Genomic DNA, 16,704 nt, shown 5'->3' with positions numbered 1-16,704 from the left:
CCGCCCCGGACGTGCGGAGAAGGGCCGTCGGCCCCGAGGGGCGGGCGCCCACCGGCGAGTCCGGCGCCGGCCTGGTGCACCGCCTGTTCGTGGTACGGGAGCTGGGCATCCTGCTCGCGCTGGTGCTGCTGGTCGGGGTGACCTTCGCCGTCAACCAGCGGTTCCTCTCCGCACAGAACGTCAAGGACCTGCTGCTCGGCTCGACGATCCTGGCGATCCTCGCCGTCGGGCAGGCGGTCGTGATCATCACCCGCAACGTCGACCTGTCGGTCGGTTCGATCCTGGGCCTGTCCGCGTTCGCCACCGGGGTGTTGTTCGTCGACAACCCCGGCGTCCCGATCCCGGTGGCGATCCTGGTCGGCACGGCGCTCGGGGCGGCCTGCGGCGCGGTCAACGGCGGCCTGATCGCGGCGGCGCGCGTCCCGGCGTTGGTGGTCACCCTCGGCACGCTGTACGTGTTCCGCGGCCTCGACCACACCTGGGCCACCGGTCGCCAGATCAACGCCGCGGACATGCCACCCGCCTTCCTGCGCCTGGGCACCGCCACCGTCGCCGGGGTGCCGGTGCTCGCGCTCGTCGCGGTCGCCGTGCTCGTCGCCGCCGGCTACCTGCTGAAGCACTACCGCAGCGGTCGGGAGCTCTACGCGATCGGCTCCGACCCCGACGCGGCCCGGTTGTCCGGCATCGCGGTGGGTCGGCGGGTCTTCGTCGCCTTCCTGGCCAGCGGGGCGCTCGCCGGCCTCGCCGGGGTGCTCTACGCGGCCCGGTTCGGCACCGTCGACGCCAACGCCGGGCTCGGCCTGGAACTCAACGTGGTCGCGGCCGTGGTGGTCGGCGGCGTGGCGATCTTCGGCGGCAGCGGCTCGGTCTACGGCGCGGCGCTCGGCGCCGTTCTGCTGACCACCATCGGCAGCGCGCTGCCGGTGCTGGGGGTCACCCCGTTCTGGCAGCGTGCCGCCGTCGGCGCGCTCATCCTGGCCGCCATCGGGCTCGACCGGGCGCTCGCGGTCCGGATGGCACGTCGTCTGCGAGGAGGCACGACCCGTGGCACCTGACACACAGGCCGTCCCGGCCGGCACCACGGGCACGCGGTGGCCCTCCCCCGGTCGGCTGCTCGGCTCGTGGGACGCGGTACTGCTCGTCGCGCTGGCGGCGGTGGTGATCGTCGCCGCCGCCACCGTCGAGGGCGTCGGCAGCCCCCGGTTCTACCGGTTCGTGGCGCTGGAGGCGATCCCGATCGCGCTGATCGCGCTGCCGATGACCCTGGTCGTCATCACCGGTGAGATCGACCTGTCGGTGGCGAGCACCGTCGGGCTCACCTGCTCGGTGCTCGGGCAGCTCTGGCACCTCGGGGTCACGTCGCTGCCCCTGCTGATCGGGCTGAGCCTGCTGCTCGGGGCCGTGCTCGGGGCCGTCAACGGGGTCTTCGTCACGGTCTTCGGCCTGCCCTCGCTGGCGGTCACCATCGGGACCCTCGCGCTCTACCGTGGGCTGGCCTACGTCGTCCTCGGCGACCGGGCGGTCGCCGACTACCCGCCGGCCTGGACGCGCAACGCGGTCGCCCCCGTCCCGGGCACCGTCGTCCCCTGGTTCGTGCTGGTGCTGGCGGCCCTCGCCGTCGCGTTCGGCGTGCTGCTGTACGCCACCCCGGTCGGCCGGTCGCTCTACGCGATGGGCAACAACGCCGAGGCGGCCACCTTCTCCGGCGTCGCGGTGCTGCGCACCAGGTTCTGGCTCTTCGTCGCCACCGGGGCGATGGCGGCGCTGGCCGGGGTGTTCTGGACGTTCCGCTTCGCCAGCGCGCGGGCGGACAACGCGACCGGCCTGGAGTTGGCGGTGGTCGCGGCCGTCCTGCTCGGTGGCGTCTCCATCTTCGGCGGTCGGGGCGGTCTCGTCGGGGTGCTCGCGGCGGTGGCCCTGCTCGTCGTCCTGCGCAACGCCCTGCAGTTGGCCAACGTGCCCGCCAACACCCTGACCATCGTCACCGGCAGCTTGCTCATCCTCTCCGTCGTCGGACCGAACGTCGTGCGCGCGACGCGCGAGCGGTGGCGTCGGCGTCGGCCCACCACCACAGTTGAAGGGACTCCGTCATGAGCAGACGTACCCGGATCGCCACGACCGCCGTCCTGGCCACCATGGCCCTGCTCCTCGGCGCGTGCGCCGAGGACACCGGCGCCGGCTCCGGCTCCGGTGACGCCGGCAACCCCACCGGCACGATCCGGGAGGGCCTCAAGATCACCTTCCTGCCCAAGCAGGTCAACAACCCGTACTTCGAGACGTCCGACAACAAGGGCGGCAAGCCGGCGGTCGAGGAGTTCAAGGGGCAGTACGCCCAGACCGGCCCCTCGGAGGCGAGCCCGTCGGCGCAGGTGTCGTACATCAACACCCTGTCCCAGCAGGGCACCGACGTCATCATCATCGCGGCGAACGACCAGGACGCGGTCTGCGGCTCGTTGACCGAGGCCAAGGCCGCCGGGGCGAAGGTCATCACGTACGACTCGGACACCAAACCGGAGTGCCGGGACGCGTTCGTCAACCAGGCCAGCCCGGAGGGCATCGCCCGGACGCAGATCAAGTTGATCTCCGACGCGGTGGGCCCGGAGGGCGGCGAGATCGCCATCCTCTCGGCGACGGCGAACGCGACCAACCAGAACGCCTGGATCGAGCTGATGAAGACCGAGTTGGCCAAGCCGGAGTACAGCAAGCTCACGCTGGTGGCCACGGTCTACGGCGACGACCAGGACGAGAAGTCCTTCCAGGAGGCCCAGGGGCTGCTGTCGAAGTACCCCGACCTGAAGGGCATCGTCTCCCCCACCACCGTCGGCATCGCCGCCGCCGCACGGTACCTGTCCGGCTCGTCGTACCAGGGCAAGGTGCAGCTCACCGGCCTCGGCACGCCCAACCAGCTACGCCAGTACGTCAAGGACGGCACCGTCACGTCCTTCGCCCTGTGGAACCCGGCGGACCTCGGGTACCTCGCCGCCTACACCGGGGCCGCGCTGGCCTCGGGGATCATCACCGGCAAGGAGGGTGAGACGTTCACCGCCGGCAAGCTCGGCGAGTACACCGTCGGCGCGAACGGCGAGGTCCTGCTGGGTGACCCCTTCGAGTTCACCGCCGCGAACATCGACGGGTTCGACTTCTGAGGCACGGGTGGGTGGGGCGTGCGCCCGCCGCCCCGATCGAGATCGACCCGTGAGGAACGACTGGGGAGCAGTGATGACCGAGATCGACCCGACCACGCGCAGGCGGATCGTCGACGCGTTACGGGAGCAGCGCATCGAGACGCCGTCCTGGGGGTACGGCAACTCGGGCACCCGGTTCCGGGTGTTCCCGCAGCCGGGGGTGCCACGCGACCCGTACGAGAAGGTGGCGGACGCGGCCACGGTGCACCGCTTCACCGGCGTCACGCCCACGGTGGCGCTGCACATCCCGTGGGACCGGGTGGACGACCACGCCGCGCTGGCCGGGTACGCCGCGGAGCAGGGCATCGCGCTGGGCACGATCAACGCGAACGTGTTCCAGGACGACGACTACAAGCTGGGCTCGGTCACCAATCCCGACCCGGCGGTGCGCCGCAAGGCGATCGGGCACCTGGTGGAGTGCATCGACATCATGGACGCCACCGGGTCGCGGGACCTGAAGCTGTGGTTCTCCGACGGCACCAACTACCCGGGGCAGGACAGTGTCCGGGAGCGCCAGGACCGGCTGGCGGACGCGCTGCGGCAGACGTACGACCGGCTCACCGGCGAGCAGCGGTTGCTGCTGGAGTACAAGCTGTTCGAGCCGGCGTTCTACATGACCGACGTGCCGGACTGGGGTACGGCGTACGCGCACTGCCTCGACCTCGGCGAGCGGGCCCGGGTGGTCATCGACACCGGCCACCACGCGCCGGGCACGAACATCGAGTTCATCGTCGCGTTCCTGCTGCGGGCCGGCAAGCTCGGCGGGTTCGACTTCAACTCGCGGTTCTACGCCGACGACGACCTGATGGTGGGCTCCGCCGACCCGTTCCAACTGTTCCGGATCATGCACGAGATCGTCCTGTCGGACGCGCTGGGGCCACGCCACGGCGTCGCGTTCATGCTCGACCAGTGCCACAACATCGAGCCGAAGGTGCAGGCCGTCATCCGGTCGGTGCTCAACGTCCAGGAGGCGACGGCCAAGGCGTTGCTGGTCGACGTGGCGGCGTTGACCGCGGCGCAGCGCTGCGGTGACGTGCTGGAGGCCAACGCCGTGCTGATGGACGCCTACAACACCGACGTCCGGCCGCTGCTGCGCGAGGTGCGGGCGGAGATGGGCCTGGATCCCGACCCCGTCGCGGCGTACAAGCGCTCCGGTCACCTGGAGCGGGTCAGCGCCGAACGGGTGGGCGGCGACCAGGCCGGCTGGGGCGCCTGACGCCCCGGATGACACTTTCGACGACAGCGAAGGACACCATGACGAACCCCGCGGTGCGCGACCTGTTGGCCCGCAGCAACCGGCTCGGCGCCGACCCGGCCACGACCAACTACGCCGGCGGCAACACCTCCGCGAAGGGCACCGGGACCGACCCGGTGACCGGCCAGGCCACCCGGCTGCTGTGGGTCAAGGGGTCCGGCGGCGACCTCGGGACGCTCACCGAGCGGGGGTTGGCGGTGCTCCGGCTCGACCGGCTCCGGTCGCTCGCCGACGCCTACCCGGGCGTCGCCCGGGAGGACGAGATGGTCGCCGCCTTCGACTACTGCCTGCACGGGCGGGGCGGGGCGGCGCCCTCCATCGACACCGCCATGCACGGCCTGGTCGAGGTGGCCCACGTCGACCACCTGCACCCGGACGCCGGGATCGCGATCGCCACCGCCGCCGACGGCCCGGAGCTGACCCGCACGATCTTCGGCGACCGGGTGCTCTGGGTGCCGTGGCGCCGGCCCGGCTTCCAACTCGGCCTCGACATCGCCGCCGTCCAGCAGGCCAACCCGCAGGCGATCGGCGTCATCCTGGGCGGGCACGGCATCACCGCCTGGGGGGCCACCAGCGACGAGTGCGAGGCGCACTCGATGGAGATCATCACCACCGCGGCCCGGTACCTCGCCGAGCACGCCCGCCCGGACCCCCTCGGCGCCGTGGCGCACGGGCCGCTGCCCGAGCGGGAGCGCCACGCCCGGGCCGCCGCCCTCCTGCCGGTGCTGCGCGGCCTCGCCTCCACCGACCGGGCCCAGGTGGGCCACTACACCGACAGCGACGTGGTGCTGGACTTCGTCGGCCGGGAACGGATGCCCGAGCTGGCCGCGCGGGGCACCTCCTGCCCGGACCACTTCCTGCGGACCAAGGTCCGCCCGATGGTTCTCGACCTGCCGCCCACCGCCGGCCTGGCGGAGACGGTCGAGCGGCTCACGGAGCTGCACGCCGCCTACCGCGACGACTACCGCGCCTACTACGAGCGGTACGCCGGGCCGGACAGCCCGCCGATGCGCGGCGCCGATCCGGCGGTCGTGCTGCTGCCCGGCGTCGGCATGGTCAGCTTCGGGGCCGACAAGCAGACCGCCCGGGTCGCCGGCGAGTTCTACGTCAACGCCATCAACGTGATGCGGGGCGCCGAGGCGCTGTCGACGTACGCGCCGATCGACGAGGCGGAGAAGTTCCGGATCGAGTACTGGGCCCTGGAGGAGGCCAAGCTCCAGCGGATGCCCCGACCCAAGCCCCTGGCGACCCGGATCGCGCTGGTCACCGGGGGCGGGTCCGGCATCGGCCGGGCGGTCGCCCACCGGCTGGCCGCCGAGGGCGCCTGTGTCGTGGTCACCGACCGGGACGCCGCCGCCGCCGAGACCGTCGCGGCCGAGATCGGCGGGCCTGACGTCGCCGTCGCCGTGCCGCTCGACGTCACCGACGAGGCGCAGGTCGCCGCCGCCGTGCAGGCCTCGGTGCTCGCCTTCGGCGGGGTCGACCTGGTGGTGAACAACGCCGGACTGTCCCTGTCGAAGTCGCTGCTGGAGACCACCACCGGGGACTGGGACCTGCAGCACGACGTGATGGCCCGGGGGTCGTTCCTGGTTTCCCGGGAGACCGCCCGGGTGCTCGTCGCCCAGGGCATGGGCGGCGACATCGTCTACATCGCCAGCAAGAACTCGGTCTTCGCCGGTCCGAACAACATCGCGTACGGCGCCGCCAAGGCCGACCAGGCCCACCAGGTCCGGCTGCTCGCCGCCGAACTGGGCGCGCACGGCGTCCGGGTCAACGGCGTCAACCCCGACGGGGTGGTCCGGGGCTCCGGCCTCTTCGCCGGGGGGTGGGGCGCCGACCGGGCGGCCGTCTACGGCGTGCCCGAGGAGAAGCTCGGCGAGTTCTACGCGCAGCGGACCCTGCTCAAGCGGGAGGTGCTGCCGGTCCACGTCGCCAACGCGGTCTTCGCCCTCACCGCCGGGGACCTGTCGCACACCACCGGCCTGCACGTCCCGGTCGACGCCGGCGTCGCCGCCGCGTTCCTGCGGTGACGCCGGTGCCGCCGCACACCGGTCCGGAACCCGGGGCCGGGCCGCCGCCCGGGTCGGACCGACCGGAACCGGGGGCCGGGCCGCCGCCCGGGTCGGACCGACCGGAACCGGGGGCCGGGCCGCCGCCCGGGGCGGGCCGACCGGCCGGGCCCGGGGTCGCCCGCCCCCGCACCGCGCCGCCGCCCCGGCGCGGTGCGGAGGTCGGCGTCGCCGCCGTCGACCTGGGCGCGTCGAGCGGCCGGGTGGTGCTGGCGCGGGTCGGCCGGGACACGCTGCGGCTGACCCGGGCGCACCGGTTCCCCAACGACCCGGTGCGCGTCGGCGGGACCCTGCACTGGGACGTCCTGGCCCTGTTCCGCGAGGTGCTGGCCGGGCTGCGCCGGGCCGGCCCGGTCGCCAGCGTCGGCGTGGACTCCTGGGCGGTCGACTACGGCCTGCTCGACTCCACCGGCGCGCTGCTGGGCAACCCGGTGCACTACCGCGATGCGCGGACCGACGGGGTCCTGGAGCGGGTGACCCGACGACTCGGCGCGGAACGCCTCTACGCCACCACCGGGGTCCAGCAACTGCCGTTCAACACGCTGTACCAGCTCACGGCCGCCGCCGGGTCGCCGCAACTGGCCGCCGCCCACCGGCTGCTCATGATCCCGGACCTGATCGCGTACTGGCTCACCGGGGAGATCGGCGCGGAGGCCACCAACGCCTCCACCACCCAGCTCTACGACCTGCACGCCCGCGCCTGGGCGGACGACCTGATGGCCGAGGCCGGGATTCCCCGGCACCTGTTCGCGCCGCTGCGGGAGCCGGGTACCCGCATCGGTGCGACGCTGCCCGGGCTCGACCTTTCCCACCGCACGGACGTGGTGGCGGTCGGCTCACACGACACCGCCTCCGCCGTGGTCGCGGTGCCGGCCGCCGACGAGCGGTTCGCCTACATCTCCTGCGGCACCTGGTCGCTCGTCGGCGTCGAGCTGACCGCGCCGGTCCTCACCGAGGCCAGCCGCCGCGCGAACTTCAGCAACGAGGGGGGCGTCGACGGCACCGTCCGGTACCTGCGCAACGTGATGGGCCTGTGGCCGTTGCAGGAGTGCCTGCGCGGTTGGGGCGACCCGGACCTGTCCGGGCTGCTCGCCGCCGCGGCGCGGGAACCCGCGTTCCGCAGCGTGGTCGACATCGACGACCCGTCGTTCCTGCCGCCCGGCGGCATGCCGGACCGGGTCGCCGAGGCGTGCCGGCGCGGCGGGCAGCCGGTGCCCCGGTCGCCGGCCGCCGTCGTGCGGTGCGTCGTCGACAGCCTGGCCCTGGCGCACCGCCGGGCGGTGCGCCAGGTGCAGGACCTGTCCGGCCGGCACGTCGACGCCGTGCACGTCGTCGGCGGCGGGGCCCGCAACGCCCTGCTCTGCCAGCTCACCGCCGATGCCTGCGGTTTGCCGGTGCTCGCCGGGCCGGTGGAGGCCACCGCGATCGGTAACGTGCTGGTGCAGGCGCGCGCCGCCGGCGTGGTCGGCGACGACCTGGCCGCCCTGCGGCGGCTGGTCCGCGACACTCAGCGCATCGAGCGGTACGAGCCGAGCGGCGGACCGGTCCCGGCGGGGCCGGACGACCGACGGGTGGAGGTGTGAGGTGCGGATCGCGCTGTTCGTGACCTGTCTGGCCGACACGGTGTTCCCGCAGGCGGCGAAGGCGACGGTGCGGTTGCTGGAACGGCTCGGCCACGAGGTGGTGTTTCCGGCGGGGCAGACCTGTTGTGGACAGATGCACGTGAACACCGGCTACCCGGGTGAGGCGGTGCCGTTGGTGCGGCGGTTCGCGCGGACCTTCGACCCGTACGACGTGGTGGTGGCGCCGTCGGGGTCGTGTGTGGGGTCGGTACGGCACCAGCACGCGTGGGTGGCCCGGCGGGCGGGTGACGAGCGGTTGGCCGGTCGGGCGGAGTCGGTGGCGGGACGGACGTACGAGTTGTCGGAGCTGCTGGTGGACGTGCTGGGCGTCACCGACGTCGGGGCGTACTTCCCGCACCGGGTGACGTACCACCCGACCTGCCACTCGCTGCGGTCGTTGCGGGTCGGTGACCGGCCGGTGCGGTTGCTGCGTGCGGTGCGGGGGTTGACCCTGGTGGAGTTGCCGGCGGCGGAGCAGTGTTGTGGGTTCGGGGGGACGTTCGCGGTGAAGAACGCGGACACCTCGACGGCGATGCTGGCCGACAAGATGCGGCACGTGCTGTCGACCGGGGCGGAGGTGTGCACGGCGGGGGACGTGTCCTGTCTGATGCACATCGGCGGCGGGCTGTCCCGGCTGCGGGCCGGGATGCGGACGGTGCACCTGGCGGAGATCCTGGCCTCGACGGAGGAGGCGGTATGACCCGGACCTTTCTCGGCATGCCGGCGACCGCGCCGCCGGGGGTGGGCCATTTGCGCGGCGACGAGCCGTTCCCGGCCGCCGCCCGGCGGGCCCTGGCCGACCCGCAGTTGCGCCGTAACCTTGGCCACGCCACCGGCACGATCCGGGGGAAGTCGGCGGCGGTGATCGACGAGGTGCCGGACTGGCCGCAGCTACGGGCCGCCGGTGCGGCGATCAAGGCCGACGTCATGGCCCGCCTGCCGGACCTGCTCGTGCAGCTCGAAGCGGCGGTCACCGCCGCCGGGGGTGTCGTGCACTGGGCCGCGGACGCGGTCGAGGCGAACCGGATCGTCACCGGCCTGGTCGCGGCGACCGGCGCCGACCGGGTGATCAAGGTCAAGTCGATGGTGACCCAGGAGATCGGCCTGAACGAGGCCCTGTCGGCGGCGGGCATCACGCCGGTGGAGACCGATCTCGCCGAGTTGATCGTGCAACTCGGCGAGGACCGGCCCAGCCACATCCTGGTGCCGGCGATCCACCGCAACCGGGCGGAGATCCGGGAGATCTTCCTGCGCGCGATGCCGGGCGTCGACCCCGGCCTCACCGACGAACCGGTCGCGCTGGCGGCTGCGGCCCGCCGGTACCTGCGGCAGACCTTCCTCAGCACGCCGGTGGCGGTCTCCGGGGCCAACTTCGCCGTCGCCGAGACCGGCACCCTCGCCGTGGTCGAGTCCGAGGGCAACGGGCGCATGTGCCTGACCCTGCCGCGCACCCTGATCACCGTGATGGGCGTGGAGAAGGTGATCCCCACCTGGCGGGACCTGGAGGTCTTCCTGCAACTGCTGCCGAGGGCGTCGACGGGCGAGCGGATGAACCCGTACACGTCGATGTGGACCGGGGTGACGCCGGGCGACGGGCCGCAGGAGTTCCACCTCGTGCTGCTGGACAACGGGCGCAGCGCCGTGCTCGCCGACCCCGTCGGCCGGCAGGCCCTGCACTGCATCCGCTGCTCCGCCTGCCTCAACGTCTGCCCCGTCTACGAACGCACCGGCGGTCACGCCTACGGGTCGGTGTATCCGGGGCCGATCGGGGCGGTGTTGTCGCCGCAGCTCACCGGCGTCGCCGACAACGCCTCCCTGCCGTACGCGTCGACGCTGTGCGGAGCCTGTTACGACGCCTGCCCGGTGATGATCGACATTCCGTCGATCCTGGTGCACCTGCGCGCCGAGGCCCCCCATCCCCGCGCGGAGTCCGCCGCGATGGCCGCCGCCGCGTACACGATGGACCACCCCACGCTCTACGCGGCGGCGCAGCGGGCCGCGCGGCTGAGCCGCCTCGCCGGCCGCCGGGGTCGGGGCCTGCCACCGCCGCTGTCCGGCTGGACCGCCAGCCGGGACCTGCCCGACCCACCCGCTGAGACCTTCCGCGAGTGGTGGGCGGCGCGGTGAGCGGCCGGGACCTGGTCCTGGGCCGGCTGCGCGCCGCCGTGTCCGCCGACGGGCCGGCGGGGCGGGTGCCCCGCGAGTACCGGCGGGAGAACCCGGTCGACCTCGACCGGCTGGTGGACCGGCTGACCGACTACCGGGCCCGGGTGCACCGGGTGCCCGAGGCGGCCGTCGCCGACACCGTCGCCGGGCTCCTGCCGCCCGGCGCGACCGTCGTCGTGCCACCGGGGCTGCCGCCCGCCTGGCTGCCCCCGACGGTGACCGCACTCCCCGACGACGGCCTCGACGCCGCGCGGATCGCCGCCGCGGACGGCGTCGTCACCGCCGCCGCCGTCGGCGTCGCCGACACCGGCACCGTCGTGCTCGACGGCTCGCCGGACCAGGGGCGTCGGATCCTCACCCTCCTGCCGGACCTGCACATCTGCGTGCTCCGGGCCGCCCAGGTGGTGGCGGGGGTGCCGGAGGCACTGGCCCGGCTGACGCCGCACCGGCCGCTCACCTGGATCAGTGGGCCCTCCGCCACCAGCGACATCGAACTCGACCGGGTCGAGGGCGTGCACGGCCCGCGCGTCCTGCACGTCGTGCTGCTGCCCTGACCGTCGGCGGCGCCCCGCCGGGCGGCTACCGGCCGGCGGGGCGCGCCACGGGCCCCCGGTCGGCACTGCCGGGGACGTCGGTGGTCAGGTGGTCGCGGTGCAGCTCAGGGTCGGCGGGTCGTTGGTACCCAGCCAGTTGCCGAGCACTCCGAAGGTGGCGCTGGTCCCCGGGGCGAGGGCGCCGTTGTAGGTGACGTTGCGGGCCGTCACGGTGGAGCCGTCCGAGGTGCCCGAGGCGTTCCAGGACTGTCCGACGGTCTGGCCGTTCGGGAAGCGCATCGTCACGGTCCAGCCCCGGATCGCGGCCGGACCGGCGGTCACCTTCACCTCGCCCTGGAAACCCCGGTCCACTGACCGGGCGGGGTGTACGCGGCCGTGCAGCCGTCGTTCGGGGCCGGCGGGGACGGCGGCGGGGTGGTGGGGTCCGGAGCGCCGCCGGGGAACCGCACGTCGGAGCACATGTAGTAGTTCTGGTCGGCGTGACCGGCGCGCCAGACCGCGTACACGATGTGCCGGCCGGTCCGACCGGGGGCGGTGACCTGGAAGGAGTAGGAGACACCGTCGAGGATGGGGTCGTCGGTGGTGGGGCCCTCGTCCGGGAAGGGGCCGGTGTCCAGGACCTGCTCCAGGTCACTCCAGCGCAGCCGTTGGGTGAGCGGGTCGAAGCCCTGTTTCGTCACGTGGATGCGGATGTACGCGCCGCCGTGCCGGGCCTGGTCGTGCATGGTCCAGGCCTGCGGATGCGACGCGGCGGCGTCGCCGTCGCTATCCTTCCGGCGCCGGATGGTGGTGTGCTGACGGGGAGCAGACGATGACTCACGGGCCGGTCGCGGTCAGCGACGACGTAGCGGCGTTCGTCGCGGCGACGATGCCGGTGTTCAGGGAACGCATTCCCGCTGCGCCCGCGCGGCTGCTGGGGCGACTGGCCGCGCCCGAGGAGGCGGATCGACTGTCGCCGGGCCAGCACTGGCCGCACCGGCGGCCCGACGGCGAGTCCGAGTGCCTGGCCGCGGTGCGGGCGGTGGGGGCGTTGCCGGTGGAACGGCTGCTCGGCGCGCTGGAGTTGACCGTCGCCGGGCACGACTGGAGCAGCGCCCCGGTGGCGACGCCGGGCCTGCGTCCGCCGACGGGGGTCGGGGGCGCGTGGCTGGTGGCCGGTGGCCACGACAGCGAGGCGACGTCGGTGGTCAGGATGCTGGACGGGCTCTTTCCCGGTCTGGCCGACCGGACGGTGACCGTGGTGCGGGCGGCGGCGCACCACCCGGCGGTCGCCCCGCTGCTGGCGGTGACACCGACGGCGGCCGACGAGCAGTCGGTCGCGGCCGGGCACGGGGCCGCTCACCTCGCGCTGGCGGTGGCGGTCGCCGGTGCCGTGGTCCAGCAGGCGGACCCGCCGGCCGTCGTGGAACGGGCCGTGGCCATCGTGGGCCTGGGAATCGGCGCGGCGGCGCTGCTGCTGCGGGAGGTGCCCCTGCCCCCGGCGTACGCGGCGGCGCTGCGGGAACGGCTCCGCGCGGAGTACCTGCTGCCGGCGCACAGCTCGGGCAAGCTGGTCGTGACGGGACACCGGTTCGGGCTGGCCGAGCAGGGCCTGCCCGACGAGGCCGACTTCTCCGGCAACGGGCTGGTCGCCGTCGCCGACGGCGGTGTCGTCGTGCGGACCGGTGTCGGGCAGGGCACGGTCCGCGTCGCCCTGGCCGTGCTCGCCGAGGCGCCGGACGCGGTGGAGTCCCACTGGGACGAGGTCGTGGAGGTCAGTCGGCGGGCCGCCGAGGGCCACGCGGCGGTGGTGGCACCGGGCGGCACGACCGGCCGGGCACTGCGACTACGGACCCCGCCGTGGCCCGGCGAGTACCGGGTCCGGGTGCACGCCCGGGGCCGCGACGACCCCGACGCCGGTCTGGAGGCCTACCACCTCGTGGTGTGGGCGGCGCCCGCCGCGCCGGAGATCGTGCACGCCCGTGCCGACCGGCTCGGGTACCGGCTGCGGGGTGAACCCGAGCCGGCCCGGCCGCCCGAGCACGCCTACCGGTGGGTGCGCCACAGCGAGATCGCGGAGGCGGCCACCGTCACCGTCGTCACCGGTGCCACGGTCGAGCAGGTACTGCGGGCGTTCGGCGCCGACCCGCAGCGACCGGAGCGGATCGACGACATCGGGCGTGACCTGTCGCTGCGTCAGGTCGTCGAACCCTGGATCACCGTGCTGGATCTTGACGGCGCGGTCCTGGTCGTGGAGGGCAACGGCTTCCGGGGCACCGACGCGAGGGTGCTGCGCGCCGCATCCTCGGCGGGCCGGGCAGCCAGCATGTTCTGGAACGTCAACGCCGACACCCAGCTCGGCTTCGCCGAGGCCGGCGACCTGCTCGCCGCATTCGAGCCATGGGGTGGCGAGACCGGACCACCGGCGGTGGGCGCGGCACTCGCCGGGCTCGACTTCACCGCACCCCGCGACCGCATCGAGAAAGGTCTGGTCGCCGTGGAGCGGTTCACCGGCCGTGGCATGACGGCGAGTGACCTCACCCGGATCCGGACCGCCAACATCGGGTTCCGCGTCACCGGCTAGGCGGCCGGAGTCACGGGGTCGGCAGGGCCACCGGGTCACGGGCGCCGGGGTGGCGGGCCGGGCGCCGGCGGGGGGCTCACCACGACGGTGAGCCCCCCGCACCTGGGCTGCGGTCAGGCCGCGCGCACCGCCACGTTCGTCGCGCGGAGCAGCCCGACGACGCTCTTCACCGCCACCAGGCCCTCCTGGTGGGCGCCGGCGGTGATCCGGCCGGACCAGTGGCCGTACCGGTCGGTGAGGGTGCCGATGCCGGCCGACCCGGCCTGGACGACGCACGAGCCGAGCGGGTCGTCCGGCGCCTGGGCGGCCGGGGCCGCCGGGCAGCCGACACCGAAGCGTTCCTGCTGCGCCAGCGGGTTCAGCCCGGAGACGTCGCCCTGACAGGGGTCCCAGTCCACCTGCTGCTGGCAGGTGGCGTAGTTCGCCAGCGCCCGCTGGTAGGCGTTGGCCAGGTGCAGCGACCCGCTGTTGTAGCTGTCCTGGCTGCGCGGCAGGCGGTAGTCCGCCGGCAGCGACCGGTCACCGAAGAGTTGGCCGCGCATGACGTCGTCCCGCTCCAGCGCCGACGACCAGCCCAGGTCCGAGAAGATCTGCAGCATCCGTACCGCGTCGGAGACCTTCTTCCCGGCCTCCCACAGTTGGTGCGACAGCGACCAGGTGCCCGCCGGTGGGCGGTCCACGCCGGTGCCGAGCGCCGCCACCCGGTAGTAGTAGCGCTGCTTGCCGGTCAGCATGGCCTGGGTCTTGGTCCGGGCCAGCGCCAGCGCGGCGGCGTTGTCCACCACGGTGCCCCTGCTGTCCATCGCCGCCCGGTACGTCGAGTTCCACTTGCTGGTGAGGTAGTAGTCGGGTTCCCGGCAGTAGCCGCTGGGCGGGTTGGAGCGCTGATCCCACAGGCAGATGTCGGTCAGCCTGGTCTGCCAGGTCACCGTCCGTACGTCCTGCCAGTCACCGCCGAACCACTTCGCCTGTTGCCGGACGACCAGCCGCAGGTCGCCGATGGTCTGCTGGTAGCGCGGGCCGTCGTTCACCTCCAGGTTGACGAATTCCCGGTCGATGCAGGAGCGCAGTTGCGGCCGGTGGCCGGGCGCCATCGCGTAGGCGGCGAGGTGGTAGACGTTGGGCAGGGCCGAGCGGTTGACCCGGCTGGGGACGGTGAGGTTCGTGCCCATCGAGGAGTCGCAGAAGGACAGGTGAGGCACGTCCGCGACACGGCCGGCGGCCGGGACGTCCTGGTCGACGCTGCCCCACATGTCGTAGTCACGGTCGGTCTCCACCCAGCGCACTCCCCGGCCGACGTCGTCGAGGACGGTCTTCCACTGCCCGACCGCCGCCCGGTAGTCGGCGGTCAGCCGCTGGAACAGGGCGTTGGTGCCACCGTCGGCGGTGGGCGCGCTGAACTGTCGCACCCGGCGGTTGACCGCGTCGCCCGCGGCGATCGTGCTCGCCGTCTCGGCGGCGGCGATCTGGGCCGCGTACTGCGGGTTCTGCAGTTGCAGGATGAGGTTGGCCCGAGCGCCGAGCAGCCACGCCGAGGGGTTGGCCACTCCGGAGGCCGGCTGGTCGCCGGGGGCGGGGGTGAGCGCGACGCCCCGGGCACCCGCCCACTGGGCGAGGTAGTCGATCGCGCCGGCCGGCAGGTGCAGGTCGACCGTACCCACCGGGTTGGCCAGCGACGTGCCGGCCGGGACGACGTACGGTGCCTGCCGGGCGCTGTCGGCCGCGAAGGTACGGGTCGGGGAGTCGGCCTGGTCGAAGTAGGTCGCGAGGGAGTCGATCGGCGAGCCGGTGCGGGCCTCCCGGTGCACGTACCGGTCGACGCTGGTCTTCAACGGCTGCTGGGCGATCTGCTCGAAGGCGGCCTGGCTCGCCAGGGCCAGGGTGTCGACCCGCTGGTCGAGGACGATCAACTGGCCGGCGATGACGGTGAGCTGGGCGCGTACCTCGGCGAGGTCCCGGGACAGCGCGGTCAGTTGGGCGCTGAGCCCGTCGTACATCGCGCCGAGCATCTTCTCGATCCGGTCGAACCGCTTGTCCATGCCGGCGGCCAGCCGGTTGATCTGGTCGCGCAGGGCGGCGATCTCCCGGGCGGTGCCGGCGTCGGCGCCGCCGTCGCCGGTGAACAGCGGCAGCAGGATCATCGCCGCGCCAACCAGGCCGCCGACCAGGGTGAACGTCGACATCGCCAGCGCCGCCGTGGTGATGCCGGCCGCCGAGATCGCCGCGGTGTACGTGGTGATCGCCGAGATGGCGCCGACCACGGCCTTGGCGATGGTCTCGATCTGCTTGCCGAACTGCTTGTCCACCATCCCGGCGAGTTTGCCGAGGACGGTCACGGCCTGGCCGAGCTTCTCGTTGAGTTTGCGGTCGGCTTCCGCCTTCGCCTTGGCCGCCGCCTCGTCGGCGCTGGTCGGCTTGGTGGGCCCGTCGATCGGGAACCGGTCGGACTGGGCGACCACGTCGGTCACCGTGGTCGCGGCCCGCTGGCGGAGCGCGGCGAGGGCCGCGTCGAGTTGCGACTGGATCTCCGCCCGGTAGGCGTCCCGGTCGTGGCGCTTCGCGGTGATCGCCGCCAGGTCGAGGTGTCCGCTCAGGTCGGGAAGCTGCGCGAGGTCGGCCGCCGGGGTGTCCAGGCGGATGCCGAGCCGGGTGCCGACCACGCCGTTCCACACCTCGGCGAGGGTCGGATCGGTGGCGGCGCGGGCGTGCAGCGTGCCCCACACCTCGGTCAGCGCGCCCCGGGAGACGATCTCCCACAGGTGGTCCTGGGTGCCGCTGCGGATCTGTTCGATCGGCGGCACGATGCCGCCCAGTTCCTCGCCGGTGGTGCTGCGCAGCAGCGCCTTGACCGTCGGGCCGCCGAGGTGGGCGTCGCCGCTGCCGGCGAGCTTCGCCATCGCCGTGCCCAGCAGGTGCAGCTTCCCGGGTGACTCGTCGGACGCCGGGACGGCCTGCCCGACGAGGGTGGTGACGGTGTTCAGGTGGGTGGTGACGGTCGCGGTGTCGGCCGTCGGGTGCGCGCCGCGCCAGTCGCTCAGCTCGGCGGCGACCACGGCGTCCAGCAGGCCACGGGTGCCGCCCTCACGGACCTGGACGACCGCCGCGAACAGGGCGTGGTGCACGGCCTGCTCGTCGTACGGGACGGGGTCGGCGGCGACCGCCGGTCCGGCCAGCCCGACGGCCAGGCTCACGCCGGTCACGGCCGCGAGCCAGCGGTGGGGGTGGCTCAGGCCTTTCGTGGTTCTCAATCGATGTCCTTCCTCCGGCGTCCCGCAGGTCTGTGGGACGAG

General features: G+C 73.7%; 13 protein-coding genes. 10 read left to right on the top strand and 3 right to left on the bottom strand.

The window, feature by feature from the left end; translation table 11 throughout:
• Window positions 1-11: 11 nt before the first annotated feature.
• From ACQUFX_RS04920 to ACQUFX_RS04880, 9 genes are all read left to right on the top strand, one after another.
• The gene (locus ACQUFX_RS04920) at window positions 12-1,055 is read left to right on the top strand and encodes an ABC transporter permease (RefSeq protein ID WP_428964825.1); all 1,044 of its coding nucleotides are present in this window, start codon (window positions 12-14) and stop codon (window positions 1,053-1,055) included.
• Window positions 1,045-2,094 (top strand): ABC transporter permease, encoded by a 1,050-nt coding sequence (locus tag ACQUFX_RS04915; protein WP_428964824.1) that lies wholly within the window; start codon window positions 1,045-1,047, stop codon window positions 2,092-2,094. The genes ACQUFX_RS04920 and ACQUFX_RS04915 overlap by 11 nt, the downstream gene beginning before the upstream one ends.
• Window positions 2,091-3,146, top strand: a complete 1,056-nt coding sequence (gene rhaS, locus ACQUFX_RS04910) for a rhamnose ABC transporter substrate-binding protein (RefSeq protein ID WP_428964823.1) — start codon at window positions 2,091-2,093, stop codon at window positions 3,144-3,146. The genes ACQUFX_RS04915 and rhaS overlap by 4 nt, the downstream gene beginning before the upstream one ends.
• Before the next feature lie 73 nt (window positions 3,147-3,219).
• Window positions 3,220-4,401 carry an L-rhamnose isomerase gene (gene rhaI, locus ACQUFX_RS04905; protein WP_428964822.1) on the top strand — a complete coding sequence of 394 codons (1,182 nt, stop codon included), beginning with the start codon at window positions 3,220-3,222 and terminating at the stop codon, window positions 4,399-4,401.
• A gap of 38 nt (window positions 4,402-4,439) precedes the next feature.
• A complete protein-coding gene (locus ACQUFX_RS04900) occupies window positions 4,440-6,470 on the top strand; it encodes a bifunctional aldolase/short-chain dehydrogenase (RefSeq protein WP_428964821.1) in 2,031 nt (676 codons plus the stop codon).
• Window positions 6,471-6,712: 242 nt separating this feature from the next.
• On the top strand, window positions 6,713-8,092 hold the full coding sequence (locus ACQUFX_RS04895) for a rhamnulokinase (RefSeq protein ID WP_428964820.1): 1,380 nt from the start codon (window positions 6,713-6,715) through the stop codon (window positions 8,090-8,092).
• Window position 8,093: 1 nt separating this feature from the next.
• A complete protein-coding gene (locus ACQUFX_RS04890; protein ID WP_428964819.1) occupies window positions 8,094-8,831 on the top strand; it encodes a (Fe-S)-binding protein in 738 nt (245 codons plus the stop codon).
• Complete coding sequence (locus ACQUFX_RS04885; RefSeq protein ID WP_428964818.1) at window positions 8,828-10,258, top strand: lactate utilization protein B; 1,431 nt, start codon at window positions 8,828-8,830, stop codon at window positions 10,256-10,258. Before ACQUFX_RS04890 ends, ACQUFX_RS04885 begins: the two co-directional genes overlap by 4 nt.
• Window positions 10,255-10,851: a LutC/YkgG family protein gene (locus ACQUFX_RS04880; RefSeq protein WP_428964817.1), complete on the top strand. Its 597-nt coding sequence runs from the start codon at window positions 10,255-10,257 to the stop codon at window positions 10,849-10,851. The genes ACQUFX_RS04885 and ACQUFX_RS04880 overlap by 4 nt, the downstream gene beginning before the upstream one ends.
• 84 nt (window positions 10,852-10,935) lie before the next feature.
• Here ACQUFX_RS04880 and ACQUFX_RS04875 read toward each other — a convergent pair whose 3' ends face one another.
• The gene (locus tag ACQUFX_RS04875; RefSeq protein WP_428964816.1) at window positions 10,936-11,172 is read right to left on the bottom strand and encodes a cellulose binding domain-containing protein; all 237 of its coding nucleotides are present in this window, start codon (window positions 11,170-11,172) and stop codon (window positions 10,936-10,938) included.
• A gap of 2 nt (window positions 11,173-11,174) precedes the next feature.
• Window positions 11,175-11,576 (bottom strand): lytic polysaccharide monooxygenase, encoded by a 402-nt coding sequence (locus tag ACQUFX_RS04870; protein WP_428964815.1) that lies wholly within the window; start codon window positions 11,574-11,576, stop codon window positions 11,175-11,177.
• Window positions 11,577-11,662: 86 nt separating this feature from the next.
• Between ACQUFX_RS04870 and ACQUFX_RS04865 the strand changes: the two genes are divergently transcribed.
• The gene (locus ACQUFX_RS04865; RefSeq protein WP_428964814.1) at window positions 11,663-13,414 is read left to right on the top strand and encodes a DUF6461 domain-containing protein; all 1,752 of its coding nucleotides are present in this window, start codon (window positions 11,663-11,665) and stop codon (window positions 13,412-13,414) included.
• 113 nt (window positions 13,415-13,527) lie between these two features.
• Here ACQUFX_RS04865 and ACQUFX_RS04860 read toward each other — a convergent pair whose 3' ends face one another.
• Entirely contained in the window at window positions 13,528-16,662 is a 3,135-nt protein-coding gene (locus ACQUFX_RS04860; RefSeq protein WP_428964813.1) for a hypothetical protein, read from the bottom strand.
• Window positions 16,663-16,704: the final 42 nt, after the last annotated feature.

Origin of the sequence: Micromonospora fluostatini (genome assembly GCF_050410825.1) — a bacterium.
Taxonomy (GTDB): domain Bacteria; phylum Actinomycetota; class Actinomycetes; order Mycobacteriales; family Micromonosporaceae; genus Micromonospora; species Micromonospora rosaria.
This window is presented reverse-complemented; position numbering and strand designations above follow the sequence as displayed.

Excerpts from the sequence above, each read along its gene's own strand:
- rhaS (WP_428964823.1), top strand. The coding sequence starts at position 2,091 with ATGAGCAGACGTACCCGGATCGCCACGACCGCCGTCCTGGCCACCATG.
- rhaI (WP_428964822.1), top strand. The coding sequence starts at position 3,220 with ATGACCGAGATCGACCCGACCACGCGCAGGCGGATCGTCGACGCGTTA.
- ACQUFX_RS04900 (WP_428964821.1), top strand. The coding sequence starts at position 4,440 with ATGACGAACCCCGCGGTGCGCGACCTGTTGGCCCGCAGCAACCGGCTC.
- ACQUFX_RS04885 (WP_428964818.1), top strand. The coding sequence starts at position 8,828 with ATGACCCGGACCTTTCTCGGCATGCCGGCGACCGCGCCGCCGGGGGTG.
- ACQUFX_RS04870 (WP_428964815.1), bottom strand. The coding sequence starts at position 11,576 with ATGCACGACCAGGCCCGGCACGGCGGCGCGTACATCCGCATCCACGTG.
- ACQUFX_RS04865 (WP_428964814.1), top strand. The coding sequence starts at position 11,663 with ATGACTCACGGGCCGGTCGCGGTCAGCGACGACGTAGCGGCGTTCGTC.